We start from the raw sequence: 24,057 nt of genomic DNA on the forward strand, positions 1-24,057 counted from the left end.
CCCTAACCTTCATCAGACTTGCGACGTGTGAACAGACGGATGGGCGTACCTTCAAAATCAAATGCAGCCCGAATTTTGTTCTCCAGGTAACGCTCATAAGAAAAATGCATCAACTCCGGATCATTAACAAACACCACGACAGTAGGCGGCTTCACAGCTACCTGAGTCACGTAATTGATCCGTAAGCGCCGTCCTTTATCAGTAGGCGGAGGATTGATGGCAATAGCGTCGGACACCACATCGTTTAGCAAATGCGTTTGTACGCGCTTGGTATGCTGATCAGCTACATGCTGCACTACGGGCAACAGCTTATGCAGGCGTTGCTTGGTCTTGGCCGACAGGAACACAACCGGCGCATACGTCATGAACAGAAAGTGATCGCGAATTTTTTGCTCGAACTGGTGCATCGTCTTATCATCTTTCTCCACAACATCCCATTTGTTAACGACAAAGAGGGAAGCCTTGCCAGCTTCATAAGCATAACCGGCAATGTGCTTGTCCTGCTCGATGATGCCTTCTTCTCCGTTAATCAGAACAAGCACCACATCCGCACGCTCAATAGCCTTCATAGCACGCATTACGCTGTACTTCTCGGTTGTCTCATACACCTTGCCGCGTTTGCGCATCCCCGCAGTGTCGATCAGGACGTACCGCTGCCCATCCTTCTCGAATGGTGTATCGATGGCATCACGGGTGGTGCCGGCAATATCGCTGACAATAACCCGCTCTTCACCAAGGATGGCGTTGACAAGCGAAGATTTGCCCACGTTTGGACGACCGATCAAGGCTACACGAATGACATCCTCGTCATACCCATCGTCTTCAAGCTCCGGAAGGTTATCTGCAATCGCATCAAGCAAATCGCCGATTCCGGTGCCATGGCTTCCGGAAACGCCGATAGGTTCTCCGAATCCCAAGTTATAAAATTCATAAATATTATCCACTCGGCCAATGTTATCAACCTTGTTCACGGCCACTACGATCGGTTTGCCCGACCGGTACAGCAGGCTTGCCACTTCTTCATCGGAAGAAGTCACCCCTGCCTTCGCATCGCACATAAAAACGATGACGTCTGCCTCTTCAATCGCCAACTCCGCTTGCATGCGGATCGATTTCAGTATCGGCTCTTCATCATCAAGCTCGATGCCACCGGTATCAATGATGCTAAATGCCTTGCCATTCCATTCCGAGGCCCCGTAAATTCGGTCACGTGTAATCCCCGGCTTGTCTTCGACGATTGCAAGTCGATCACCGATAATGCGGTTGAAAATTGTGGACTTCCCCACATTTGGCCGTCCAACGATAGCCACTACGGGTCTTGCCATAGACATACCTCCTATTGCTGATGATTCCATCCACCCACATTTTGATCTATGTTTTAATGGTTTTTTTATTCACCGTAACACGTAAATCATCATAGCAAAAAAACGTTGGCTTGGCTAACCCCAGCCACGCGTTTATGCATCATTCCTGCGAATGTTGGAATGTATAAGTTGAACTTACGATATATGCAAAGAAGCAAAGGAGAAAGTGTTCTTACGATCGCTATTCTGCATATTCCTTGGTCCAACTATATAGTGTATCTATTATGTTAATGAAAAAACGGCGAACCCGCTTCTTCAGGGTTCGCCGATGTTCGAGCCACAAAAAACCTGATTATTTCAATTTGCTAAGCTTGTCGCCGAAACGCTCACCCAGCGTGATGCTCAATCCTTGGTTATTCAAGGATACGTTAGGATTATCGCCCAAATCTTCTTTTCTCACGCTGCTGCCCTTGGACGGTTTTTCGCTTCTAGGTGCCGGTGCCGGAGATTCTTCTGTTTCCTTGATGCTAAGGCTAACCCGTTTCTCCGAAGTATTCACGTCAAGCACCTTCACTTGAACCGTTTGGCCTTCCTTCAACACTTCATGTGGAGTACCGATATGCTTATGAGAAATTTGAGAAATATGAACGAGTCCTTCCACTCCAGGAGCGATTTCTACAAATGCTCCGAAGTTCACCAGGCGTCTTACTTCACCGCTGACGATATCCCCAGTGTGGAACTGCTCAGCCGCTGTATCCCAAGGACCTGGGAGCGCTGCTTTGATACTCAGGCTGATTTTGCCCTTCTCAGGATCAACCTTAAGCACTTTAACCTTTACTTGATCGCCTTCGGACAGAGCATCGGATGGCTTGTCAACATGGCTCCATGCAATTTCAGAGACGTGAACCAAACCGTCAACGCCGCCGACATCAACAAATGCACCAAATTGAGTCAAGCGTTGAACTGTACCCTCAAGCACTTGGCCTTCGCTCAATTCGCTCATAACCTTCAGCTTGTTCGCTTCAAACTCTTCATCGAGCACATCTTTTTGCGAAAGGATGACCTTGTTGTTCTCACGATCCAGTTCTTTCACTTTGACGCGAAGCGTGCGGCCTTTGTAGTCGCTGAAATCTTCAACGAAGTGACGTTCTACCATGGATGCCGGAATAAATCCACGCACACCAACGTCTGCAACGATACCGCCTTTAACGACATCGGCAACCGTTACTTCGAACACTTCTCCACTTTCAAAGCGCTTCTCGAGCTCTTCCCAAGCGTTTTCACTATCGATAGCACGTTTGGAAAGCACCAGTCTTTCCTTCTCGTCGTCGATGCTAACAACCTTGGTTTCTACTTCCTGACCAACGGCCACCGCATCCGAAGCGTTGTCCAAGTGGACAGAAGACAGCTCGCGAATAGGAATCACACCGTCATATTTATATCCAATGCTTACATAAGCTTGGTTATCTTCGATTTTTACGATCGTCCCTTTGACGGTGTCCCCCTTTTTCAAGGAAACGATTTGTTCCAATTCGTCCTGATTTGTTACTTCTGTAGCGTCTTGAACATTTTTTGTTTCTTCCGACATGTCAATAACAACCTCCTCAATTCAAAAAGCCATTTATTTAAACCCGCTTGAAGCGAAGTTCAAAACTTGCTTGTAACCTATTTAAGGTTATCTTTCCAAATATCCTCTATCTTCATGCATGTTGCGGCGAAACATCAAAGGCTACTGCTTCTTCAGTTCTCTGATGCTTTCCATAATTTTTGCAGTGGCCAATTCCGCTGCATCCGGACCGCCATTCTCCTTGAACTCCGTCAGATCCACCGGTGGACCATATACGACACGCATCTTCCTGAACCATCGGTAATTACCAATGATCGCCACCGGAATCACTGCCGCATTACTGCGAAGGGCAAAGGTAGCAGCACCCTTCTTGCCTACTGTCTCTTCTCCCTTTGAACGCGTGCCCTCCGGGAAAATCCCAATAACATGACCATTTCGCAACAGCAGAAGCGATTGCTTAATGGATTCTTTGCTGACACCGCCCCGTTTGACCGGAAAAGCGCCAAATTGCTTGATCAGCCAGCCAAAACCAACGATATCAAACAATTCCTTCTTCGCCATAAAATGCACTTTACGTTTCAACATAATGCCGATAGTGGGAGGGTCAAACAAGCTAATGTGGTTAGAACACAGCAATACGCCGCCCTCTTGCGGAATATGCTCCAAGCCAATGGGCTCCAGGCGGAACACCAATTTGTAGAAAATGCGCAGCACACCTCGACAAAAATTGTAAATCATCTCTGGTCAACTCTCACTTCCGTAGGTTCTGCACAATAAAAATGATGTGGTCCACAACTTTATCCAAAGACATGTCTGTGGTATCGAGCAATATGGCATCCTCAGCCTGGCGCAACGGTGAAACTTCCCGTTCTTGATCCAGCCGATCACGCTCCGCAATCGAACGCACCAGGTCCTCGAATGAAATTTCTTCCTGCTCCTTCATTTCCTTGTAGCGACGACGCGCCCTCTCCTGGACGCTTGCGGTCATAAAAATCTTTAATTCCGCATCGGGCAGAACCGTGGTGCCGATATCGCGCCCGTCCATCACAACGCCTTTGCGCAAAGCCATTTGCTGCTGCAGAGAGACAAGCCTGCTTCGCAGCCCCTCGATTTGCGCATATCGGGATACCTGAGCGTTGACGGCAAGAGAACGGATGTCCTCCGTAACATCTCCACCGTTCACCCGAACCTGCTGCCCTTGCTCGCCGGGTAACAACTCAATGTCCAGATCCGGTAAAATGTGCATGATTTGCTCCACGTTATCCGAACCAATGTCCCTTTGCAGAAAATACCATGTCGCGGCCCGGTACATCGCCCCGGTATCGACATAGACATAAGCTAATCTGCGGGCCACCATTCGAGCTATCGTGCTCTTCCCGGCTCCGGCAGGACCGTCAATTGCGATGTTGATTTTGTCATAAGCTGTAGACGCCTGTCTTGCCAAAGGGGTACTCCTCCTCAAAACACATCCTCAATAAAAAAGCAGGCATTGCCTGCGACGTGAAAATTATACCACATAACATAGAGGGATGCAAAAGAATCAATACTGGATATTCAAAAGCTTAATTGCTATCTTGGCCCACATCCCTGAGGATGGGCACCCCCTCATATCGGTCCGCCGAAGAGAGATAATATCGCAGTGCAGGAATCTGCAGCAACCCCTGAAACAAGCAAAGTCCCATTAACAGCACCAGAAGCAGCCGCCTCAGCCATCTTTCTATGCCATTTGAAAACTGCAAGAACAATCCGGTAAATACCTCTGCATCTTTGATATCGTCGGCATTTTTCACCTTGATTCCTCCTAGCTCAAGCCTTGTCAGTGATCCTCGAACAGGTTCGTCCTGGGAAGACGAGTTTTTGAACTACCTCTTATATCTTATCCAATTATGAGCAGCAGGAACCGGACTCCAGTGACTATCCATCGCGCTTCAAGTTAAGCCTTTGCCTCTCGAAGCTAAATCGAACCAGCTTTTGCCGTTCCGTGTCCAAAATGGTAATAAAGCTGAGCATAGCCACCATCCGTCCATTCTCCAATTGCTTGGTGCGAACTACCTCGGCCTCAAAAGGGACGTTATCAATAAGTCCATTCTTGAACGGCACGCGCAGCCAGCAGAACATTCGATCTCCTTTGTTGATATTGTAAAAACGATCAAATTTAAAGGACACTCCCCCACCGCCAACATCCTCTGTATAGGTCACAAAGCGCGTCTCATCCCTTAACTCTATTGCAAGCTCCAGTTCGGCTGCCACACGCAGGTAATTGCGCCGCTGCACCTTGGTAATGGACGCCAGCTCCGGTCGCTGTATTCTGACCAGGGCGATAACGTCCTCGGCAAAGCCCAAAACATATGTATTAAAATACTTGAGGCCCGATTCCGTAGTAAAGGATATCATAAGCTCTTCCCCGATGCGCGGCTTCCTCATCCGTCCGCTTCCGATTTCAATTGGCATTTCGATCAGGAACGCTTCTTCTTCCACATCGGCAATCCGTGACTTTCCGACTTTGTCCTCATCTCCCTTGTTTGGAGATACGGATTGCACATGCACAAGGTCGTTCACTTTTGGAAACAAACTGTTCACCACCTGAGTTATATTAAGGCCAAACGCCTTTTCACTGATTATAGCATGGCCCAAGTTATCCAAGTTCGTGAAAATTGTCAAGCGTAAAAAAAAGAATGCTCCGGCAAATCAGGGAGCATTCTTCATATTATCAGGGGCCTCAGGATTGGATGGCTTCTTCCTTGGTCGCCCGAATTTCCTCTATAATCTCTTCATTGCCGTTATCGGCATTAATATAAATTCGGTACTTGGATCCGTTAACCGAACCGCCGAATTCATATGTCAACACTTTCTCCGACTGTTCATTTTCAATCAAAGCCAGCCTATGGTATTTCTCTTTGTATTGCGTATTGAGAAATTTACGGGCTTCCTGCAAAGTAAGCTTGGGCTTGCCAACCTCAACCTGATTCTCCCGCTCATAAACGTAATCACTGGCTTGCATACCGGTTACCTCACCGTTGTCCAATGCGACCCGCAAGGTAACTTTCTCCGGATAAATCAACACTTCCCCCTGCTTGCTAACATACGTAAAGTTGCCTTCATTATCGAACTCATCGAAGGAAACGGCCGTTAGTCCCTCATAGCCCTTGTCCGCTAAAAACTTGTCCGCCTTAGCTCTGGCCACGTTTATGTCCACCGTTTTCTTGCCAACCTCGCGATTGTAGTTATAGGAGATCAGATGTCCGCCGTTTCGGGTAAAATCAAGACTCCACGCTTCCCCTTTCCCTTTATTTTCCACCTTTGCCGTATAAGAAGCCCATTCCGTTCCTTTTCCGTTCTCGATGACCTCGATACCGGAAGCATCCTTAACCCCAACAAATGCGGCTGCCTTCTTCTTGATGTCCTCCATCGTGATTGGCTTGCCACCAAGCTTCTTGACAGAACGCTTGTTATACATGCTGGAGATCGAAGGGCCCCAGTCCAGTTCAGGATACTCCCCCACCTTCTTGTCAACGGTCTTGAACCCGTCGATGATGGTATTATCATTGGGCTCGTTCTGACTGACCAGCGCCGTTTCAACATCCATCCAGCGCAGCCGATTGGAAATGACCTTATCTTGCACCGCAACTAAATCTTTGGAAATCTCTGCCGAATTTTTGTAGAGCTCCTGCAGGTTTTTCATTTCATTTTCGCTCAAGGGCTGTTTTGTCAAATCCCGAATCGCCGTCTGATATGAAAATTTGGCTATCCTCGATAAGAACTCCTCGGTTTTATTGAACGGCAGCAAGGTTAAGGGAAGTTGGTTAATTTCATTTTGCGCTTCGCTTGTAATCCGCCATACATTAACAAGTCCTTTGCGCTGGGATCCGGTCGAAGCCGAATTAAGCGCCAGCGTATTCCCAATTTCGCTGTGAAGTTTGTCTACGTGATAGGACAAATCATGGAACGCTCGCTGATATTGATTTTCCGCCTTGATCAGAATTGTATTCTTCTCCTGGTTCTCTTGATAACCCCATAAGAGGGCACCGATTAGCAAAAGCGCCGCCACCGGAAAAAGAATGGCACTCAATCTTTTATACATCGGCTAGAAGCACTCTCCCTTCTTCAACTAGATTGGCATTAGTTTGACATGAAGGAAGGAAGTTTATGCACGTCCTCTTCGATTTTAAAATGGTCGCGATTGTTGCACAAGCACTGCTTGAAGCCAGTCTCGATTCGTCCGCCCTGCTTGTTGCCCCTTAATATAAAATGCTCGCCACAGTATTTGCAAGTAATCTTTACTTTGACACGCACGAAAAAGGCACCCCTTTCCCAACTTTACAACGGCGAGAACCGCCGATCTAATATTGGAATCAGGATGCCCTATTTTTACCTAAATTAGTCCTGCCCCTTCGCTCCGGTTAATCGGAATGGGGAGCGCTTATTGGCCCGATACATCTTGCCCAAGCCTCCATACCAGAAAAATGCCATCAGCGGAACAATAAACCATATCCAGTATTGCGATACATTGTTCAAAAACCCGTCGTAGACACCATGCCAGAACCAGGGGAACAACAATGAAAAACAGATAAACTTCCGGCTTACCCAACCGGTGGAGAATTTAGCCCGCCCCAGATAATACCCCATCATCACACCGAACATGGCATGACCGGACACAGGAAGCAAGGCACGTACCATCATCGTCCCGATGGAAGCCTGGCTGGCAAAAGCGTAAAGCACATTTTCCACGGTAGCAAACCCCAGCGAGATCGCCGTTGCATACAAGATACCATCATACGGTTCATCAAACTCGGTGTGATTATAGATCATATGGAATAATACAAACCATTTAAGCGTTTCTTCCACGCCCGCCGCAATACCAAAGGCCGTAACCAGCGGACCGTCCCCGAGCCACAAGATTAACCCGCGCTGAATGATCATAACCGGCAAAACAATCAGAACCCCCAGCAGAAATACCTTGATCACCATATGCAAAGGTTCGGCATCATACTTGTCCTTGAGATAAAAATACGTAAGCAGAGCAATACCGGGAGCTACCGCTGCGCTTGCAATCGAGAAAAAGAGCAACGGTTCTCCCCCCTTATTGACCGCTCGTTGTTCCATGTTTCTCTTTTCTATCAGACCCGTGCTACTTCATCAGTTCCACGAGATTAGTCTTGACGTTTGAAATAGCTGCAAACGGTGTCGACCGCATGCTCGGCCATCACCAGGTTACCGTACTCCTCAAGCATAGCAGTGGTAACAGAGGTTGCCTCTCCAAATTCGGCCAGCACTGCAATCAGTGCAGGAAGCTTGCCTTCCTCCAGTTCCTCCGGCTCCAGTTGAAGAATCCATTTTCCATTATATTTATACAATCTGCCGACATCGTGAAGCATCGGCTGCAATACATGTGCTGCTTCGATCAAATTCTCGAAATCGCTAAAGGCGTACAAGATTGTATCGCTTTGCTCCAGTGTGACTTCCATCTCGTAAACTTCTTCCGGCAACTCATCCTCATAGGGTGATCCGACACCATGGTTATGGTGATCGTACTTCCCGCGCGTTACGATGACGACCATTCCCTGAGCAGGGAGGGCGAACACTTCGACAGCCAAAGGCCCGGTGGCATCAAAGCCCACTTCATTGTATGCCTGATCCATCATTTCAGTGAATAAATCATGGACCTTGGGGATTTCCTGCCACATGTCCTCTTTCTGAATACCGCGTTCGCTTAAATCGTCAAACGTGAGGAAAATCCGTACCTTATCCTGGCCAAGTCTTTCTATCTTCATATACAGGATCCTCCTCTCTCTATACCTTTATTATAACAGATTATGAAACCTGCTGTAATGTGTGATGGAAATGGTTCTTTGTATGTATGTTATCATTTATTCCCCTTAATTGCACGTAAATAAAATAGACAGAAAAGAATCATTTTCCACCGTCCACAAGGGAGTGAAAAATGATTCTGATCCGTGTCTGCTTGTACCTGTTTACAACCCGGGAATTACGGTATGAGTCTCCTTGAGAATCGCTTCAACCTCGCGCCGCACATTGGCATCGCTTTTGATAAATTGCAGCAATTGCTTCATATCGTATTCCTTCGAATGATGCGAGTCCGCCGTGGAGCCTGGACTGGGATACACCCGGGCACTCTCAGCCCCGCCTGATGACAGATGTTGATTCGTTTTTGCAGCATCGTCCGCATGGCTCATATTGCCATTGCCTTTAGCCGAGGATATTCCAGCGAATTTCAGCATACTCCCGGCTCCTCCCATAGCTGACATGAGCCCACGTTTCCGTTTGGAAGCCAACATCGTCGCAAATGCACCCACCAGCACACCGCCTAAAAATGAGGAAGATTTCACGTAAACGCCCTCCTTGGATATGTTAAAATCATCTGTAGTGTTCACTTCTTGCTGCAAACTCATGCGGCATAAATACAGGAAAGTGAGATGACCCGTTTGTTTTACAAAAAGCTTCTGCTCATAGTTGCCTTTAGTTTGGCGCTTGCCTCATGCAGCCGGTCCACCACACCCGCTAGGCAAGTTGCGCCTGAGCCACCAGCCCCCGCTTCCAGCGAAGCCAAACAGGAGGGGACTCATACACCCCCCTTGGTGGATTATCAGAAGGACTTTTCCGCCAACGTTAATTCAGAAGAACAGAAAACTCCGCCCGAATTGCTTTATCACATCAATAAAGCCTACCGGGTAGTTCCTAACGACGAGAATATAAACAAGCAGGTTGTGCTGTTAACCTTTGACGACGGGCCTAAAGATCAGGAAATGATTGACAATTTGATTAACACCCTGGACAAGCACGAAGCTAAAGCCATCTTCTTCGTGAACGGTTACCGCGTGAAGGAACACCCTGAATTGCTCCAATTGATTGCGGAACGAGAGCAAATCATTGGCAATCATAGCTGGGATCATATTGACCTGAAGAAAGCAAGTAATGACGAAATGCGCAAGCAAATCGAGAATGTTCAAACCATAGTGAAAGAAACGACGGGCGAGGCCCCTCGCTTCTTTCGCCCGCCCTTTGGATCTGGCAACGCCATGACCCATCAGATCGCAGAGGATAACGACTTGATCTACATGACATGGTCCAACGGCTCGCTGGATTGGGACAGCAAGAATAAAAATCAACCGGACGCCGTTATCGCGAACGTCCTGGAACAACTGCATGACGGCAGCAACATCCTGATGCACGAACTTCCCTGGACCGTCGAGGCGCTGGATGAATTGTTGACCCGTCTGGAGCAGAAGGGCTATGGATTCGTTGACCCACGCAGCATCGGCCCTGTCCCGTCCGAGCCAGCACACTGAATCAAAGCCCGTACTTGTCGCCCCACGGAGAGTCGCTAATTCCCCACCACAATAAATAAATTAAAAGGATAACAAAAATATACAATAGTGAATTGTAGAACCAACGTGTCCACTTAAGCCGCTGCGAAGGGAACAGTTCCTTTCGCGTCGGCATTTTCCCCACATCCATACCCTCCGCCTTAAGCTCATCCAATCCTGGCATCTGAACTGGCAAAGGTTCTGCCTTCTTTTCGCTAACTGCCAATGAGCGGGAACGCGAAGTTTTTGCTTTGTCGCTTCGTTGCGGCTTCGTTCTGTTACGCTGGCCATAGCGGTCCATTCGACTTAAACGTTCGTTCATGACTCCCTCCGAAACTTAATCACTAAACCCGACACCAGGTCAATTAGAAAATGGCACAAAATAGGTGCCCATAGTGTGCCAGTATGTATATAGATAAAACCCAACCCATAGCTGCTGGCAAACACCCAAGCCGTCGGAAGCCAATGCTTGAGATAACGAACATGGATGACAGCGAACAGGATACTCGTCCAGTACGGTCCGAGCCCATGCTGGATAGCTCCTCTAAATAACAATTCTTCACAAATAGCAACTATGGCGGCGATCACCACGATATGCCAAATGGGCCGTCCACGAAATAACAACTCATTAATTCCGCCATCATCCATGTTTTCTTCGGAACCAAAATGTGACAATATCATGTCGGCCAAAAACATGATGACCGCCAAACCGACACCCCAATACAAAAAGTTCATATTTTCGGGCCAATTTAACAAATGAAGCGGGTTTCTCTTCTGAAAAAACAAAATGATTAGACCGATAAATAGAGTAAGGCCCTGTGTCAAATACAAATTGATGAGTAACATACGGTCATTAAGCTGACTTGGGTCGACTTTTTTTACTTTTATGTCCCGCAGATTGAATTTTTTCATAGTTTTGTCAAACCCTGTCCTTTATTATTATTCTAGCTCGTGCAAACGCAAATAAAAATAGTAAGGAGCATAAATGATGACCCGAAAAAGCAACTCCAAACTTGAAATGATGTTTGTTCTTGGCTTTCTGCTCACGCTAATCATCTCATTCGGCGCCTTTTATTTCGGCTTGAATATCGGAATCGAGAAGACGGAAGCCCGCTACGCTTACCTGAAGGAAGTTCCACCTGGACAGGAGACCGCATTATCCTACCAGCAGCAGGATCTGGTCACCTTCTATTATGTCGTATTCCAGCCTTATCAGCAATTTAAAGAGGACTATCTTGCCCTGGTTGATGAATTGGCTCGCAGTAATTCGAACGCCGTCACCAATGAGGCTATCAAGCAAATCAGCGAGAACGCTAACACTCAGTACGCGCAAATCGCCGGACAGTACATCAGCGACTCCTCGCCTCTGCTGAAGCAAGCACAAACGGATTACCTGAAGAGCTTGAAACTGTTTGAAGAAGGAACGACTCAAGTCAAAACCGCAGTCAAAGGCAAGAAAGGCAGCGAATTAATTGAAGCCCTCGCCGCAGATGAGTTTACGAGCAACGCACAAAGCTTTGGACTGCAAGCCCAGCAGAAGTATTATTCGTCCATCCTGAAATGGACGGCAAAGACCAATCAGGAAATACCGGATAGCTTGGTATACAAGGACACGCTCACGATCAAGGAATGGTCGCAGTATCCTCTTGCGGTAAAGAACAAAATCGTCACTGATATGATGGTTAATGACAAAATCTATGCCTCTTATTTGCCGCAGGATTTAACCGTGAAGATCGATCAGATGATCAACAGCAGCACAGCCGAGACGCTTCAGCTCAAATCTGTGGCTTCTATTGTGAAAGTTCTCACAGAAACTCAAGCTGTTAAGGAACAAGAGTTCGTCAAATGGAGAACAGCTTACTATGCTTCCGAGTCCCTTCCCCAGCTTCCGTTCTTTACCGAGGAATAAGTCTCGATTGCAATGCACCATGATGTCGACATTAGTAGAATCATAACTAAATTTTTAGGCGGATTCAAGCATAGCCCGTTGGGACAATACGGTATAGTGCGGATTCCGCCTTTTTTGCAGATGGGGTGTTTTTGCAGATGGGTGTTGACACCTTGACAGGGCCGTGTTACATTATGAAAAATTACATCCAATGAAACACGTTGAAGGAACAAAGCATTCGGGGAACTCCCAGAGAGCCGGTGGTGCTGCAAACCGGTAGTGAAACGAATGGCTTTAGCGCTCCTGAGTAGCTGCGTTGAACTTGTTTAGTAGGCGCAGTCGGCGAACTCCGTTATCGTTCTGTCAGCAATGACAATGAGGCTGCTGCTGTAAAGGCGCAGCGAATTAGGGTGGTACCACGAACAACTCTCGTCCCTTACTACGCAAGTAGTGTGCGGATTGAGGGTTTTTTTGCATCCTTTTTAGCCGCTCCGCCCGTAAAGGAAGTTGTGCTTTTCGTGCTACCCCTATCCTTTGATGCAGTATAACGGTAATCAAACACAGTGCTAATGCTTCCGAAGGGAGTTTTGTACGTAGAACTTTCGAGAAGCCTTGCTATACAAAACTTAAGCTAATGCTTCCGAAGGCAGTTTTGTACGTAGAACTTTCGAGAAGCCTTGCTATACAAAACTTTTAGGAGGGTCAAAAATCATGTTTAAAGTGTTAGTATCGGATCCAATCAGCGATTTGGGAATTCAACAGTTAATGGATGCAGCGGATGTTGAGGTTGAAAAAAAGACAGGGCTTAGTGAAGATGAACTGGTAGCTATTATTCCGCAATACGATGGGCTTCTCGTCCGCAGTCAAACGAAAGTAACCGAGAAAATCATGGAGGCGGCGACCCGCTTGAAGGTTATCGGCCGTGCCGGCGTTGGGGTCGACAACATTAATCTGGAGGCGGCAACGAGCCGCGGGATTATCGTTATCAACGCACCGGATGGCAACACTATCACCACATGCGAGCATGCCTTTGCCATGATGATGGCACTAGCGCGCCATATCCCCCAAGCCTATGCCAAAACCATTAAAGGCGAATGGGACCGCAAGTTTCTGGGTGTGGAGCTGCGGAACAAAACCCTGGGTGTGCTGGGTATGGGCCGGATCGGCAGCGAGGTAGCCAAACGGGCCAAAGCGTTCGGCATGGATATTCTCGGATACGATCCATTCCTTACCGAGGACCGCGCCGAGAAGTTGGGCGTCAAGCTTGCTACGGTTGAGGATATTGTCAAGAATGCCGACTTCATGACCGTCCATACGCCTCTCACACCAGAAACCAAGCATATGATCGCTCGTCCGCAATTTGAGATCATGAAGAAGGGCATGCGCATCATCAACTGCGCTCGGGGCGGCGTTGTTGATGAAATGGCATTAATTGAAGCGATCGATCAAGGTATTGTAGCCGGGGCCGCCTTTGACGTGTTCGAGAAGGAGCCGCCAGAAGCCAACCACCCATTTCTGAGCCATCCGAAGATCATCGTCACTCCGCATCTGGGAGCCTCCACGGTAGAAGCTCAAGAGAATGTGGCTATCGATGTATCCGAGCAAGTGCTGCATATCCTGCGCGACGAGCCGTTCAAGAACGCCGTGAATATGCCTCCGGTGGCCTCCAGTGTGATGAGCAAACTGCAGCCTTACTTCGAGCTGGGTGAGAAGATCGGTGTATTCTTGACACAATTGAACAACCAGGCTGTCAATGAAATTCATGTAGACTACGCCGGAGACCTTGCAGAGGTTGATACTCAGCCATTGACCCGCTACATTATCAAGGGTGTGCTATCGCGTCACTTCGGCAACGATGTCAACATCGTTAATTCCATGCACTTGGCCAAAGTTCGCGATATCAATATTGTAGTGTCCAAGGCGGTAGCAACCAAAGGCTTCACCAACCTGATCACCGTAACGCTGAAGGCCCAGGATGGCACCGAACGCCGTACAGCGGGAACGCTGCTCAACGGCTACGGGGCACGCATTGTCCAAATTGATAAGTTCTCGGTTGACGTAGCACCGGAAGGTCATCTTATCTTTATTTCCCATAATGACAAGCCGGGAATTATCGGCCACGTGGGGACCTTGCTTGGCAAAAATGATGTCAACATCGCATCCATGCAAGTAGGGCGAAAGCTGGTTGGCGGTGAAGCCATCATGGTACTCACCGTGGACAAGGACGTACCGAAGGAAGTCCTGGATGAACTGACCACCCTGCCAGAGCTTAACAAAGCATTGCCTATTACCTTTGTCTAATACGAACAGCCTTCTGATCCAAACAAGCCGCCGGAAACCCGGCGGCTTGTTGCTATGTTATGCGTGGTTCTCTAGTGGGTTCACAGCCGATGTTCCACGGTGAACAAGATTTATCTGCGGCATCCAACAAAAAACATCCTCCTCATGAAGGATGTTCGCTTGATTTTACGTAGTTTGTTGCATTTCGACAGGTATTGTAAATCGAAAGGTCGTCCCTTGTCCGATCTCGCTATCGGCGGTAATGGTTCCGTGATGAGCATTGACAATATTTTTCACGATGGATAAGCCAAGCCCCGTTCCACTATTCCCACCACGTACACGAGCCTTGTCCGCCTTATAGAAACGCTCGAAGATAAAGGGCAAATCATCCCGTGGAATACCAGCGCCGTTATCTCTCACATCTACGTGAAGCTCTTTAGCTCCCTGCTCTGTCCCATGCATCGCAGCACTGAATACAACCTCACCGTTTTCGGAGGTATGCCTGAGCGCATTATCCAGCAAATTCGTCAACACCTGCTCCAGACGGTCCTCGTCGGCATAGACCACAAGATCTTCCGTCCCCAGCTCCAGCTTAAGCTCTACCCCGCTATCCTTCGCCCGCACCTGGAATTTGCGGTAGACCCGTTCAGCCAACTCGCGGAAATCCACGGGATGCATGGACATATCCGTATGCCCGGCTTCCATTCGCGCCAAATCCAGCAAATCCCGAACAAGCCGACTCATTCTGAGTGATTCTTCGTGGATAACCTGGGCCAACTCTGCACTTTCCTCCGGCGAAGAAGCCATTCCGTCAAGCAGCGCTTCACTATATCCCTGCATCATCGATAACGGTGTACGGATCTCATGAGATACATTTGCCACGAAGTCACGGCGCATTTTTTCAAGTCGCACCTCTTCCGTAACATCACGCAATACCGCAACCGCCCCCCGAATCTCCCCGTCCGAGGCCAAAGGAGCCATATGAACCGACCACACACCCTTCATGACGTGGACATTCATCTTCTGGTCCCCCTCCTGCTCCAGAACGCGGCGAAACATTGGCAGCAGTGGCTGAAGCACAGATTGCCCCTCTTCCATGGCAACGGCTTGCTGGTCCGCATGCTCCTCAGGAAGGTCACCCCACAACCGCATAATTTGATCCCCAGGGGGATTGGTCAATATGACATAGCCCTCCCGGTCCAGCGTAATGACCGCATCATTCATGCTGCGCAGTACACTGGAAAGATGCTCCTTCTCATGCTTCAAGCTGCGAATGGTATTCTCCAGCTCTGCCGCCATATGGTTGAATGCAATCGCCAGATCGCCAATCTCATCGCTAGTGTGAAGGGACACACGAGTATCATACTTACCTTTCCGTATTGCATCCGTTGCCTTAATAAGCTGCTGCATCGGCTGGGTAATTTTGGTGAAAAGAAATAAGGCAAAAAAGGTCGTAAGAGAGAAGCCAATCATGGCAACAATGACGAACAGCCGTTTGACCGCTCCTGAATTGGCAAAATTTGTATCGATATACGGCAGCAGGAACAAGCCCATCAGCATCATGACGCAAGCTACTAGACAGATGATCGTAATCCATAGCTTGCCGACAAGCGTTCTCCAAAAGTTCACGTTACTTTGCTACCTCCAGCTTGTAGCCCACGCCCCAAACCGTCGTAATCATGGCGGCAGATTCGGGAGATACTTTGTTCAGCTTCTCACGCAAACGCTTCACATGGGTATCCACCGTCCGCAAATCACCGAAGAATTCATAGTTCCATACGTCCTTCAACAGCTCTTCCCGGGAGAATACCTTGTCTGGAGACACAGCCAAATAGTGCAGCAGTTCATACTCCTTCGGAGTCAAGCTGACCTCCTGGCCGCTCGCCGTAACCCGGTGAGCATCATGCTCGATGACGAGATGAGGGAATACGATATTGTTGCTGGTCCCACTTTCCTTGGACAGATAAGCAGTGGCCGAGGCACGCCGCATAATAGCCTTGACCCGATAAATAACTTCCCGCGGGCTGAATGGCTTCACTACATAGTCATCCGCTCCGACCTCAAAGCCCTGAACCCGGTTGATTTCCTCTCCCTTAGCCGTCAGCATCAGCACCGGCGTTGACTTGACCTGTCTGAGACGATTGCAGACCTCAACACCATCAATTCCCGGCAGCATGACGTCAAGCAGAATTAATCCATAATCCCCGGCGGTTGCTTTCTTCAAAGCCGTCTCACCGTCTTCCGCTTCATCGATTTCGTATCCTTCCTTTTCCAAGTACATCTTCAGCAGCCGGCGAATTCTCTCCTCATCATCGACGACCAGAATACGGTTTGCTTGATCTGACATATAACAACAACCCCTTCATCATCTTACCCAAAGCACTTGAGCAGTCCATATGGTTTTGTGATCCTGTTAATCGGTACCCGCGTAGGAATGCAGCCCAGCAATAATCAGGTTTACCCCCACGAGCGTAAACATAACGACCAGAAATCCCAGGACGGCAAGCCAGGAGGCCTGTCGACCCTGAAATCCCCGGGATAAGCGAAGATGCAGATATGCACTATAGAAAAGCCATGTGATCAATGCCCATACCTCTTTCGGGTCCCAACCCCAGAACCGCCCCCAGGCCTGTTGGGCCCAGATCATGGCAAAGACGAGTGCCCCCAAGGTAAAGATGGGAAAGCCAATGGCTATCGCCCGGTAGCTGATTTCATCAAGATCATCCGGATCTATCCCGCGCAACACCGGAGATAATGCCTTGCCTAATGGCTTGCGAGCCAATAGCCGAAGCAGCAAATAAAGCACGGTACCTGTTAGTATTGCCCAAATGACCGTATTCAGTTTACGTCCCGCATTTTGCCCATTCATCCAGGAAGGGGCTTCAAACAACGGCTGCGACATCCCCAAAAAGGGTTGTATCTCCGCAGGCTTGCTATCATGTGGACCTACGATCGGCGGAAGCTTATAAACTTCTTTATCCTCTATTGTACTATCTTGATCTACTTGGCTGTCAATCACTGTCTGATTTTGTATGAAAACAGCTTCATATCCGGCTGCGCGAAAGGCAAACACGGAAACAATAAAGCCCACTACTATAATAATAGAAAAAAGCGTAAATTCAACCCATCTTTTTTGCCTGCGACCTGTACTGTCTTTAGCTCCAAAATCCACGGACCGCAGCAAATACATCAACCCGGCGATAAAGCCCACGGCGAAGAAGGCTTCCCCCGCCGCGGCAAGAGTGACGTGGATGTACAGCCAAATGGAACGAAGAGAGGGGATCAGCGGCTGCACATCCTGTGGAAATACGGCGGCATACGCCATAATCACAATCGCCAGCGGCAAGGCGAACATACCGAGCAAGATTTTGCGATAGATAAGGAATACAATCGTAAAAGCAATCATGATCATCATCGACAAAAACGTCATAAACTCGTACATATTGCTGACCGGTACATGTCCGCTGTAGGCCCAGCGTGTTCCGCAATATATCAGATGAGATAACAAGCCAAGTGAGGATACCGTGAAAGAGATGCGTCCCCACTTCTGCTCATGATGCCTGGGATCGCGGCCTCGCCACGTTCTGCCGGTCACGGCAACAACATATAAGATGAAAGCCGCGCAGTATAGCAAAAAAGCAGTCATAAATGCGGTTCTGCTGATTTCCAAGAAATTCATGGACGCTTCCCCCTGTTTTCCAAAGACTTCTCATCCGCCTCCACGCCCATAGCAGCCAGAAACGAAGCTACCTCTCGGCGCATGCCAAACCAATTCTTGGCGGTATGTCCCCCCAGCGTTAGCTTTCCGTCGTCCACTCGCAGCCAAATCCGGCGATGCTGCCAGTAAAATCCGAGAATTAATCCCGCCATGACAATGCCAAGTCCCAGCCAGACAAAAGGCATAGCTCGATCAATCCGGATGTTCAGATAGCTTGATGAAGCTATAAAGTCTACATTCTCCATCCCTTGCACATCCAGCTCAAGGATAGCTTCCTGACCGCTGAGCTGCCGATTGATCGCCTCCTGCTGAAAGCGCTCCTTGTCAATTTGCTTGGGGAAGTACAAATATTGCACACCCTCAGCGGGTAAGTCCGGACCTTGAATAAGAAATAAGAAAGCGGGTGCATTAGGCTCGCCGGAAAGAGAAACCGGCTGGCCTTGCTCATTCAAGGAGAAATCCATATATTTGTTATGAAGTGTCAGCTTATAGGGGCCTACTTCATATTCACGCTCAGGGTTCTGCATATCCAGCTTGAATTTACCATAGAACTCCCCGGTTTTGGCATTAACCAGCGCTGGCTGCACCGATCTGAGCTTGGGCGTTAAATCAAAATCAAATTGATACGCCTTAAGTCCCTCATAGACCAGAGGATTATTCACCTGAATAGGATGACGCGCTACTTCCTCAAGTTGCGGCGCTTTGGATGGGTCTTGACAATCAGCGACACACTTATACAAAACAGCCTTTGTTTCATACAGCTTCGGAACGATTTTCCCCGTTTGCCTGAAGCTCTCGGACATTTCCTCCTCGGTATAGTATTCCACCGTAAACCGCTCATTCTCCAGATAATAGTCAGTATCCGGAATCCGCGTAGTCTCGCCTTCAGGGAACCAATAATGTTCATCCATATGAAGCCCCGGCAATCCCCGAAACAAAACCGCCAGCAAAAATACAATCAGTCCGATATGGATGACGTAAGGTCCCCAGCGGCTGAACCGCTGCTTTTCGGCCAGCAGAGCATCTCCTTCTGTATAAACACGGTAGTGTCGCTTGCGCAAGGGCTGGGCAGCTTGCTGGACGAAGTCTTTTCCGTCTATCCCTATATCCCCTTGATAAACCAGCTTCTGCCTCGTCAGAAACTCCGGATGCTTGCGTATCTTCTGTTTTGAAAGCGCTTTGTATAATGGCAACACCCGGTCGAGACTGCAAATGACTAAGGAGGCCCCAATCATGACCAGCAGCAGAATGAACCACCAGGATTCATAGGTATGAGACAAGCCAAGTCGATAATAAATCTCCCCGATGGTACCATATTTCTCTTTGTAGAAAGTAGAAGGATCGAAGCGGATAAAATTGCTCTCCTGCTCGAAGATTGTTCCTAACATCGCACCGATCAGCGTAATGATAATTAAATAAATCGCAACTTTGACCGAAGAGAAGAAATTCCAAATACGGTCGACGATATTGGGATTCACTCGTTGCGATCTGCGAGCAACCCCGTCATACCGCATTTCCAGCAGTTCCCCGGTGGTCTCCCCTTCTAACAAGGGTTTGCCGCAGGCTTCGCAAAGAATAGTGCCTACCCTGTTCTGATGCCCGCACTCGCACTTCGTATTCTCAATCAATGTCCGCTCCCTCCTCCCTCACTCAAGGATTCACCAGTTGCCGGATTAGATCATCTAGCGTATCCAGATTAAGCTCACCTTGGTGAATAGAGGATATCTTTCCGTTCCTGCCCACAAAAAAAGTTGTGGGCATCGGTACAATGCCGTAATCTCGCGTAACGATATGATCGGAATCATAGAGAATCGGGAAGCTCACACCTGTCTGCCTGACGAAGCTCTCGACCGTTATCGGGTCTTCGCCCGTATTGATGCCAAGCACCACCACGCCTTGATCGCGCCACTTCTCCCACTGGGCTTGCAAAGCTGGCATTTCCTTAACGCAATAAACACACCAGGTTGCCCAGAAATTGAGCACTACCACCTGATCCTTGTAATCTTTCAAGCTATGTACTTCTCCGTCCAAGCCTAGCAGCTTGAAGGCCGGCGGTGTCCCGCCTTGAATCGGCTTCTGCGCTTCGCCGCCGAATACTGCTGTGCCGATGGCATAGCCTCCCAGCACAACAATGAGCAGTAAGACAACAATCTGGATAGGCCTTCTCGCCTTCCCCATAGTCTTCTCCCTTTCCACGACAATTGTCATAAGTGTTGAACAAATCGTGAACACTCTATGAACATTATAACGAAATGCGTGCTCATTTCAGCCGAAATAAGTGTGAACATTATGTGACATCCGTGATTAACAGATCAGCGTGGAAGACGCCGCAGTTCGCCGCGTGCTCCCAATCGCTGTTAAAGCCGGACATATCATTCATGCGGGTTGCCACTTATTAGCGCTTTTTAGGTGCGGATCGTCTTGTTTTTGCGGGTCGATTTGAAGAGCCTGATTTTCTTGAATTGAGGGGTCTCCCCGATTGATTCACCTTTGTCTCGTTTGGTCCCTTTCTTACTGGCTTTGCTGTGTAGGACGAAGCTGCCGGTTTTGCAGCCGCAACAGGTCTGGCTGGTCTGGTCATACCCGCCAGTTTATAGAAGCTTTCAATTTCATCCTTGGTTAGATGACGATACAAGCCTCTCTTCAAATTACCGAGGAATAATTCGCCAAAGGATATTCTTTTCAGTTTGATCACAGGATGCGAAATAGCCTCGAACATTCGACGCACCTGACGATTTCTTCCCTCATGAATTGTAATGGAGATTGTCGAGGACTTCCCGTCCGTATCCAGATCGTGATACTCTACTTCTGCCGGGGCCGTCATTCCGTCCTCCAGCATAATCCCTTGCTTCAGCTTGTCCAGAGCTGTGCCATGCGGGACACCCTTGACAGTAGCAAGATACGTCTTGGGTACATGGTGCTTCGGATGCGTCAGCAAATGGGCAAACTCTCCGTCATTAGTGAGCAGTAGCAATCCTTCCGTATCGTAATCAAGCCGGCCTACCGGATATACGCGTTCGTCGATTCCCTTTAGATAATCGGTGACAATTTTTCTGCCTTGCGGATCGGATGCACTTGTGATTACTCCCTTGGGCTTGTTGAAGACGAGATACAGCTTCTTCTCCACGCCGATGGTCTTCCCATCCACGGTTATCGTATCCACATCAGGATCAGCCTTTGTGCCCAGTGTGGTCACAGTCTCACCATTCACTTGCACCTTACCGCTCAGTATCAATTCTTCGCATTTGCGGCGAGAAGCAACTCCTGCGCCCGCTAAAATTTTCTGCAATCTTTCCATTTTCACTAAGTCACCTCATAAACATGATACCTACCTGCAAGGAAAATCACAATAGCCGCAGGATGCCAATATAAAAACCGCCCCTGGCAGCGTCTTGGACGCAAGGGCGGCTCTCCTGCTGCTCCTTAGCTGTTTAACCGAACAGGAGCAAGCAAACAGCAAGGGCGGCGACAAAACCAATCACATCAGAGAACAAGCCTACCTTCAGGGCATAACGTCCATTGCGAATGCCTACGGCCCCAAAATAAACGGTTAGCACATACAATGTAGTATCTGTACTGCCTTGGATGGTGGAGGCCATTCGACCGATCATGGAATCGGGGCCATAGGTCTTGATCAAATCCGTCGTGAAGGCCAGCGACCCCGTTCCTGTCAAAGGCCTAAGGAAGCCCAGCGGCAATACCTCCGCCGGAATATGTAGCGCCGCAAGGAACGGCGTCATCCAGCCCACAAGGAAATCAAGGGCTCCAGAGGCGCGGAATACACTGATAGCCACCATCATTCCAACCAGATGCGGGATAATGCCAATGGCTGTCGAGAAGCCATCCTTGGCTCCGTCGACAAACGATTCGTAGACCGGAACCTTTTTGAAATAAGCATACAGTGGAATGAAGGCAATCATCACCGGTACGGCCCAGGCCGATATCACATTGATCCAATCCAGCACGATTCACTCACCTCTTAAACGAAAAAGTTGGCGGTGTTGTTCGCTGTGGTGGCGTACGATAGCCGCTTCGTCCACGATACCATCGGTCCGCCAGAATGGCTGCTGCGGTGGCAATCGCCGTCGCAAGCAATGTAGAGCCCACAATTTCGGCAGGATTGTCTGACCCGAAGTTGATGCGGATAGCAATTAAAGTGGTCGGGATTAAGGTGATGCTTGCCGTATTTAAAGCTAGCAGCGTACACATCGCCGGGGATGCCGTTGTTTTGTCAGGATTAAGCTCTTGCAGCTCTTGCATGGCCCGAATTCCCATCGGCGTTGCTGCATTTCCCAAGCCTAGCAGATTGGCGCTCATGTTCGACAGAATATACCCCATGGCTGGATGATCTTTGGGCACATCCGGGAACAGATAAGCAACAACAGGACCAAGCCAGCGGGAGATGGTCTGAACCAGACCCGACTCCTCCGCAAGCCGTATAATGCCAAGCCAGAACACCAGCACACTGATCAAGCCAAAGCATACCGTTACTCCCGTTGCAGCCCCATCAAAAGCCGCTTGGGTGACTGTGCTGATATCCCCCTTTATTGCCGCAAACCCAAATCCGATCAATATTAGTGCAAGCCATATTTTATTGACCATCTCTATTCCCCCTCTCTCTCACCCTTACCCTGGCCGATAGGTCTCTATGCAGGGATGCCCTTTTTCCCCTAAGCACCAAGCAGCAGGGACTGCAGCACCTTATGCAACGAGCTTGGCCAGATACCGCTACCCAAGGCTCGAAGGCCCCCTTCTAAGGTGGCAAATGCGCTCCTGCCTTCTTCCCGGTCCTTCACACCGGACTTTAAGCTCTTCCTCTCATATACCGGTACCGAGCCGATAAGCTGTTCATTTAAGGTGATAGAGATTTCCCCGCGATAGCCAAACGAGGCCGTCCGGCTTTCCTTCAGCTTCATTCTTTTCTCCACATGTCTGATCTCCTCAGGGGCTAGCGCATACTGAAACGAAGCTCCCGTTACTAGTCCTCCTTGTATCCGCTGCCCTTTCTTAATGATGGTGGCGAGGGGATAGTTGGCAAAGCCGAAATCCAGCAGCTTGCGATGATCGTTCCAATCATCTCCATCATTCAGGGTCACCACAGCAAGCTGCTGCCCGCCACGGGAAGCAGAGCTTACAAGGCAACGCTTGGCGATCTTCGTGTAGCCGGTTTTGACTCCGTCCGCTCCTTCATAAAATCGCAGCATTTTATTTTTATTAAGCCACTTGTAGTCCCAGGGATCATTGGGATTGGGGGCCGTCTTGTCCGGAGTACGGACGATTTCCTTGAAATGCGGATTCTTAAGAGCGTAAGCGGTCAGCTTGGCCAAATCGTTGGCTGACGAATAGTGGCCCTTGGCATCCAGCCCATGCGGGTTTTGAAATTGTGTGTTGTCAAGTCCCAACAGCCTGGCTTTCTCGTTCATTAGATGTACAAAGCCTTCCTCTGAACCGCCAACATGCTCAGCAATTGCTGAAGCCGCATCATTGCCTGAGCGAAGCATCAGGCCATAAAGCATATTTTCCAGGCTCATCTCTTCCCCCAAATGCAAGTAAATGGAAGAGCCCTCCTTGGCATAGGCATTTTTGCCCACCCTGACTACATCGGACAGCTGGCCATGCTCAATAGCTACAATCGCAGTCATAATCTTCGTCAGACTGGCGATAGGCAGGCGCTCATCCCCCTTCACGTTAAAGATCAAGCGTTCCGAGGTCACATCGATAACGGCGGCAGCCTGAGCATGGATGGATGGTGGAGCTGGCGCGGCTTGTACGGTTTGCGGCAGCAAGAGCAGGGACAGAATCAATAGGCCGGCGGTTGCGCGGTGAATTGCACGCAAAATGCCAGAAAGTTGTCTACTATAGGTCATAAGTCAATTCCTCCGGTAGAGTACAGGCTTCTTATAGAAGTTGTTCAAAAAGTCGTCTTCCCAGAACGTGTAGCTCCGCTAGTTACATCCCTGGCTTCATCCAACCTA

At 48.9% G+C, this 24,057-nt stretch carries 24 protein-coding genes, 1 pseudogene and 1 other annotated feature; of the genes and pseudogenes, 3 read left to right on the forward strand and 22 right to left on the reverse strand.

Going from position 1 to position 24,057, the window contains the following annotated elements; genetic code table 11:
* Positions 1 to 2: 2 nt before the first annotated feature.
* From der to C557_RS0108540, 11 genes are all read right to left on the reverse strand, one after another.
* A complete protein-coding gene (gene der / locus C557_RS0108490; protein WP_018751426.1) occupies positions 3 to 1,325 on the reverse strand; it encodes a ribosome biogenesis GTPase Der in 1,323 nt (440 codons plus the stop codon).
* Between the two features lie 331 nt (positions 1,326 to 1,656).
* Positions 1,657 to 2,892: a 30S ribosomal protein S1 gene (rpsA, locus tag C557_RS0108495; protein WP_018751427.1), complete on the reverse strand. Its 1,236-nt coding sequence runs from the start codon at positions 2,890 to 2,892 to the stop codon at positions 1,657 to 1,659.
* Positions 2,893 to 3,033: 141 nt separating this feature from the next.
* Positions 3,034 to 3,609 (reverse strand): lysophospholipid acyltransferase family protein, encoded by a 576-nt coding sequence (locus tag C557_RS0108500; protein ID WP_018751428.1) that lies wholly within the window; start codon positions 3,607 to 3,609, stop codon positions 3,034 to 3,036.
* Positions 3,610 to 3,622: 13 nt separating this feature from the next.
* A complete protein-coding gene (gene cmk, locus C557_RS0108505; RefSeq protein WP_018751429.1) occupies positions 3,623 to 4,315 on the reverse strand; it encodes a (d)CMP kinase in 693 nt (230 codons plus the stop codon).
* 118 nt (positions 4,316 to 4,433) lie between these two features.
* On the reverse strand, positions 4,434 to 4,661 hold the full coding sequence (locus tag C557_RS0108510; RefSeq protein ID WP_018751430.1) for a hypothetical protein: 228 nt from the start codon (positions 4,659 to 4,661) through the stop codon (positions 4,434 to 4,436).
* A 124-nt stretch (positions 4,662 to 4,785) separates the two neighbouring features.
* Positions 4,786 to 5,451 (reverse strand): flagellar brake protein, encoded by a 666-nt coding sequence (locus C557_RS0108515; RefSeq protein WP_040676653.1) that lies wholly within the window; start codon positions 5,449 to 5,451, stop codon positions 4,786 to 4,788.
* A gap of 139 nt (positions 5,452 to 5,590) precedes the next feature.
* On the reverse strand, positions 5,591 to 6,952 hold the full coding sequence (gene ypeB / locus C557_RS0108520) for a germination protein YpeB (RefSeq protein WP_018751432.1): 1,362 nt from the start codon (positions 6,950 to 6,952) through the stop codon (positions 5,591 to 5,593).
* Positions 6,953 to 6,990: 38 nt separating this feature from the next.
* Positions 6,991 to 7,164: a hypothetical protein gene (locus tag C557_RS25255; RefSeq protein WP_205621603.1), complete on the reverse strand. Its 174-nt coding sequence runs from the start codon at positions 7,162 to 7,164 to the stop codon at positions 6,991 to 6,993.
* Positions 7,165 to 7,248: 84 nt separating this feature from the next.
* Positions 7,249 to 7,938, reverse strand: a complete 690-nt coding sequence (gene prsW, locus C557_RS0108530; RefSeq protein WP_018751434.1) for a glutamic-type intramembrane protease PrsW — start codon at positions 7,936 to 7,938, stop codon at positions 7,249 to 7,251.
* 83 nt (positions 7,939 to 8,021) lie between these two features.
* A complete protein-coding gene (locus C557_RS0108535; RefSeq protein WP_018751435.1) occupies positions 8,022 to 8,642 on the reverse strand; it encodes a genetic competence negative regulator in 621 nt (206 codons plus the stop codon).
* 201 nt (positions 8,643 to 8,843) lie between these two features.
* Positions 8,844 to 9,218, reverse strand: a complete 375-nt coding sequence (locus C557_RS0108540; protein ID WP_018751436.1) for a hypothetical protein — start codon at positions 9,216 to 9,218, stop codon at positions 8,844 to 8,846.
* A gap of 246 nt (positions 9,219 to 9,464) precedes the next feature.
* Here C557_RS0108540 and C557_RS0108545 point away from each other — a divergent pair, with 246 nt between their 5' ends.
* Complete coding sequence (locus tag C557_RS0108545; protein ID WP_018751437.1) at positions 9,465 to 10,178, forward strand: polysaccharide deacetylase family protein; 714 nt, start codon at positions 9,465 to 9,467, stop codon at positions 10,176 to 10,178.
* A gap of 1 nt (position 10,179) precedes the next feature.
* Here C557_RS0108545 and C557_RS23225 read toward each other — a convergent pair whose 3' ends face one another.
* Together C557_RS23225 and C557_RS0108555 are read right to left on the reverse strand one after the other, a co-directional pair.
* A complete protein-coding gene (locus tag C557_RS23225; protein WP_018751438.1) occupies positions 10,180 to 10,518 on the reverse strand; it encodes a hypothetical protein in 339 nt (112 codons plus the stop codon).
* Positions 10,515 to 11,108, reverse strand: coding sequence for a CPBP family intramembrane glutamic endopeptidase (locus tag C557_RS0108555; RefSeq protein WP_018751439.1), 594 nt, complete (start codon positions 11,106 to 11,108; stop codon positions 10,515 to 10,517). Before C557_RS0108555 ends, C557_RS23225 begins: the two co-directional genes overlap by 4 nt.
* A 73-nt stretch (positions 11,109 to 11,181) precedes the next feature.
* Between C557_RS0108555 and C557_RS0108560 the strand changes: the two genes are divergently transcribed.
* Positions 11,182 to 12,105: a hypothetical protein gene (locus C557_RS0108560; protein ID WP_240472940.1), complete on the forward strand. Its 924-nt coding sequence runs from the start codon at positions 11,182 to 11,184 to the stop codon at positions 12,103 to 12,105.
* A 191-nt stretch (positions 12,106 to 12,296) separates the two neighbouring features.
* Positions 12,297 to 12,524 (forward strand) — a binding site (T-box leader).
* Between the two features lie 271 nt (positions 12,525 to 12,795).
* Positions 12,796 to 14,385, forward strand: coding sequence for a phosphoglycerate dehydrogenase (serA, locus tag C557_RS0108565; RefSeq protein ID WP_018751441.1), 1,590 nt, complete (start codon positions 12,796 to 12,798; stop codon positions 14,383 to 14,385).
* A 165-nt stretch (positions 14,386 to 14,550) separates the two neighbouring features.
* Here the strand turns inward: serA and C557_RS0108570 are convergent, their stop codons facing one another.
* The 9 genes and pseudogenes from C557_RS0108570 to C557_RS0108610 all read right to left on the reverse strand — a co-directional run bounded on the left by C557_RS0108570 (position 14,551) and on the right by C557_RS0108610 (position 23,949).
* Entirely contained in the window at positions 14,551 to 15,993 is a 1,443-nt protein-coding gene (locus tag C557_RS0108570) for an ATP-binding protein (protein ID WP_018751442.1), read from the reverse strand.
* A gap of 1 nt (position 15,994) precedes the next feature.
* On the reverse strand, positions 15,995 to 16,711 hold the full coding sequence (locus C557_RS0108575) for a response regulator transcription factor (protein ID WP_018751443.1): 717 nt from the start codon (positions 16,709 to 16,711) through the stop codon (positions 15,995 to 15,997).
* Between the two features lie 66 nt (positions 16,712 to 16,777).
* Positions 16,778 to 18,043 (reverse strand): cytochrome c biogenesis protein CcsA, encoded by a 1,266-nt coding sequence (gene ccsA, locus C557_RS0108580; RefSeq protein WP_018751444.1) that lies wholly within the window; start codon positions 18,041 to 18,043, stop codon positions 16,778 to 16,780.
* Entirely contained in the window at positions 18,040 to 19,710 is a 1,671-nt protein-coding gene (resB, locus tag C557_RS0108585; RefSeq protein ID WP_018751445.1) for a cytochrome c biogenesis protein ResB, read from the reverse strand. Before resB ends, ccsA begins: the two co-directional genes overlap by 4 nt.
* A 22-nt stretch (positions 19,711 to 19,732) precedes the next feature.
* Entirely contained in the window at positions 19,733 to 20,260 is a 528-nt protein-coding gene (locus tag C557_RS0108590) for a peroxiredoxin family protein (RefSeq protein WP_018751446.1), read from the reverse strand.
* Between the two features lie 406 nt (positions 20,261 to 20,666).
* Positions 20,667 to 21,380 (reverse strand): annotated as a pseudogene (locus tag C557_RS0108595) (pseudouridine synthase); the annotation flags it as partial.
* Positions 21,381 to 21,513: 133 nt separating this feature from the next.
* On the reverse strand, positions 21,514 to 22,047 hold the full coding sequence (locus tag C557_RS0108600; protein ID WP_018751448.1) for a spore maturation protein: 534 nt from the start codon (positions 22,045 to 22,047) through the stop codon (positions 21,514 to 21,516).
* A 7-nt stretch (positions 22,048 to 22,054) separates the two neighbouring features.
* Complete coding sequence (locus tag C557_RS0108605) at positions 22,055 to 22,684, reverse strand: nucleoside recognition domain-containing protein (protein WP_018751449.1); 630 nt, start codon at positions 22,682 to 22,684, stop codon at positions 22,055 to 22,057.
* 68 nt (positions 22,685 to 22,752) lie between these two features.
* The gene (locus C557_RS0108610) at positions 22,753 to 23,949 is read right to left on the reverse strand and encodes a D-alanyl-D-alanine carboxypeptidase family protein (protein ID WP_018751450.1); all 1,197 of its coding nucleotides are present in this window, start codon (positions 23,947 to 23,949) and stop codon (positions 22,753 to 22,755) included.
* Between the last annotated feature and the right edge of the window lie 108 nt (positions 23,950 to 24,057).

Origin of the sequence: Paenibacillus sanguinis 2301083 = DSM 16941 (assembly GCF_000374825.1) — a bacterium.
GTDB classification, from domain to species: Bacteria; Bacillota; Bacilli; order Paenibacillales; family Paenibacillaceae; genus Fontibacillus; species Fontibacillus sanguinis.

Excerpts from the sequence above, each read along its gene's own strand:
- der (WP_018751426.1), bottom strand. The coding sequence starts at position 1,325 with ATGGCAAGACCCGTAGTGGCTATCGTTGGACGGCCAAATGTGGGGAAG.
- rpsA (WP_018751427.1), bottom strand. The coding sequence starts at position 2,892 with ATGTCGGAAGAAACAAAAAATGTTCAAGACGCTACAGAAGTAACAAAT.
- C557_RS0108500 (WP_018751428.1), bottom strand. The coding sequence starts at position 3,609 with ATGATTTACAATTTTTGTCGAGGTGTGCTGCGCATTTTCTACAAATTG.
- ypeB (WP_018751432.1), bottom strand. The coding sequence starts at position 6,952 with ATGTATAAAAGATTGAGTGCCATTCTTTTTCCGGTGGCGGCGCTTTTG.
- C557_RS0108535 (WP_018751435.1), bottom strand. The coding sequence starts at position 8,642 with ATGAAGATAGAAAGACTTGGCCAGGATAAGGTACGGATTTTCCTCACG.
- C557_RS23225 (WP_018751438.1), bottom strand. The coding sequence starts at position 10,518 with ATGAACGAACGTTTAAGTCGAATGGACCGCTATGGCCAGCGTAACAGA.
- C557_RS0108555 (WP_018751439.1), bottom strand. The coding sequence starts at position 11,108 with ATGAAAAAATTCAATCTGCGGGACATAAAAGTAAAAAAAGTCGACCCA.
- C557_RS0108560 (WP_240472940.1), top strand. The coding sequence starts at position 11,182 with ATGATGACCCGAAAAAGCAACTCCAAACTTGAAATGATGTTTGTTCTT.
- serA (WP_018751441.1), top strand. The coding sequence starts at position 12,796 with ATGTTTAAAGTGTTAGTATCGGATCCAATCAGCGATTTGGGAATTCAA.
- C557_RS0108575 (WP_018751443.1), bottom strand. The coding sequence starts at position 16,711 with ATGTCAGATCAAGCAAACCGTATTCTGGTCGTCGATGATGAGGAGAGA.
- ccsA (WP_018751444.1), bottom strand. The coding sequence starts at position 18,043 with ATGAATTTCTTGGAAATCAGCAGAACCGCATTTATGACTGCTTTTTTG.
- C557_RS0108590 (WP_018751446.1), bottom strand. The coding sequence starts at position 20,260 with ATGGGGAAGGCGAGAAGGCCTATCCAGATTGTTGTCTTACTGCTCATT.
- C557_RS0108605 (WP_018751449.1), bottom strand. The coding sequence starts at position 22,684 with ATGGTCAATAAAATATGGCTTGCACTAATATTGATCGGATTTGGGTTT.
- C557_RS0108610 (WP_018751450.1), bottom strand. The coding sequence starts at position 23,949 with ATGACCTATAGTAGACAACTTTCTGGCATTTTGCGTGCAATTCACCGC.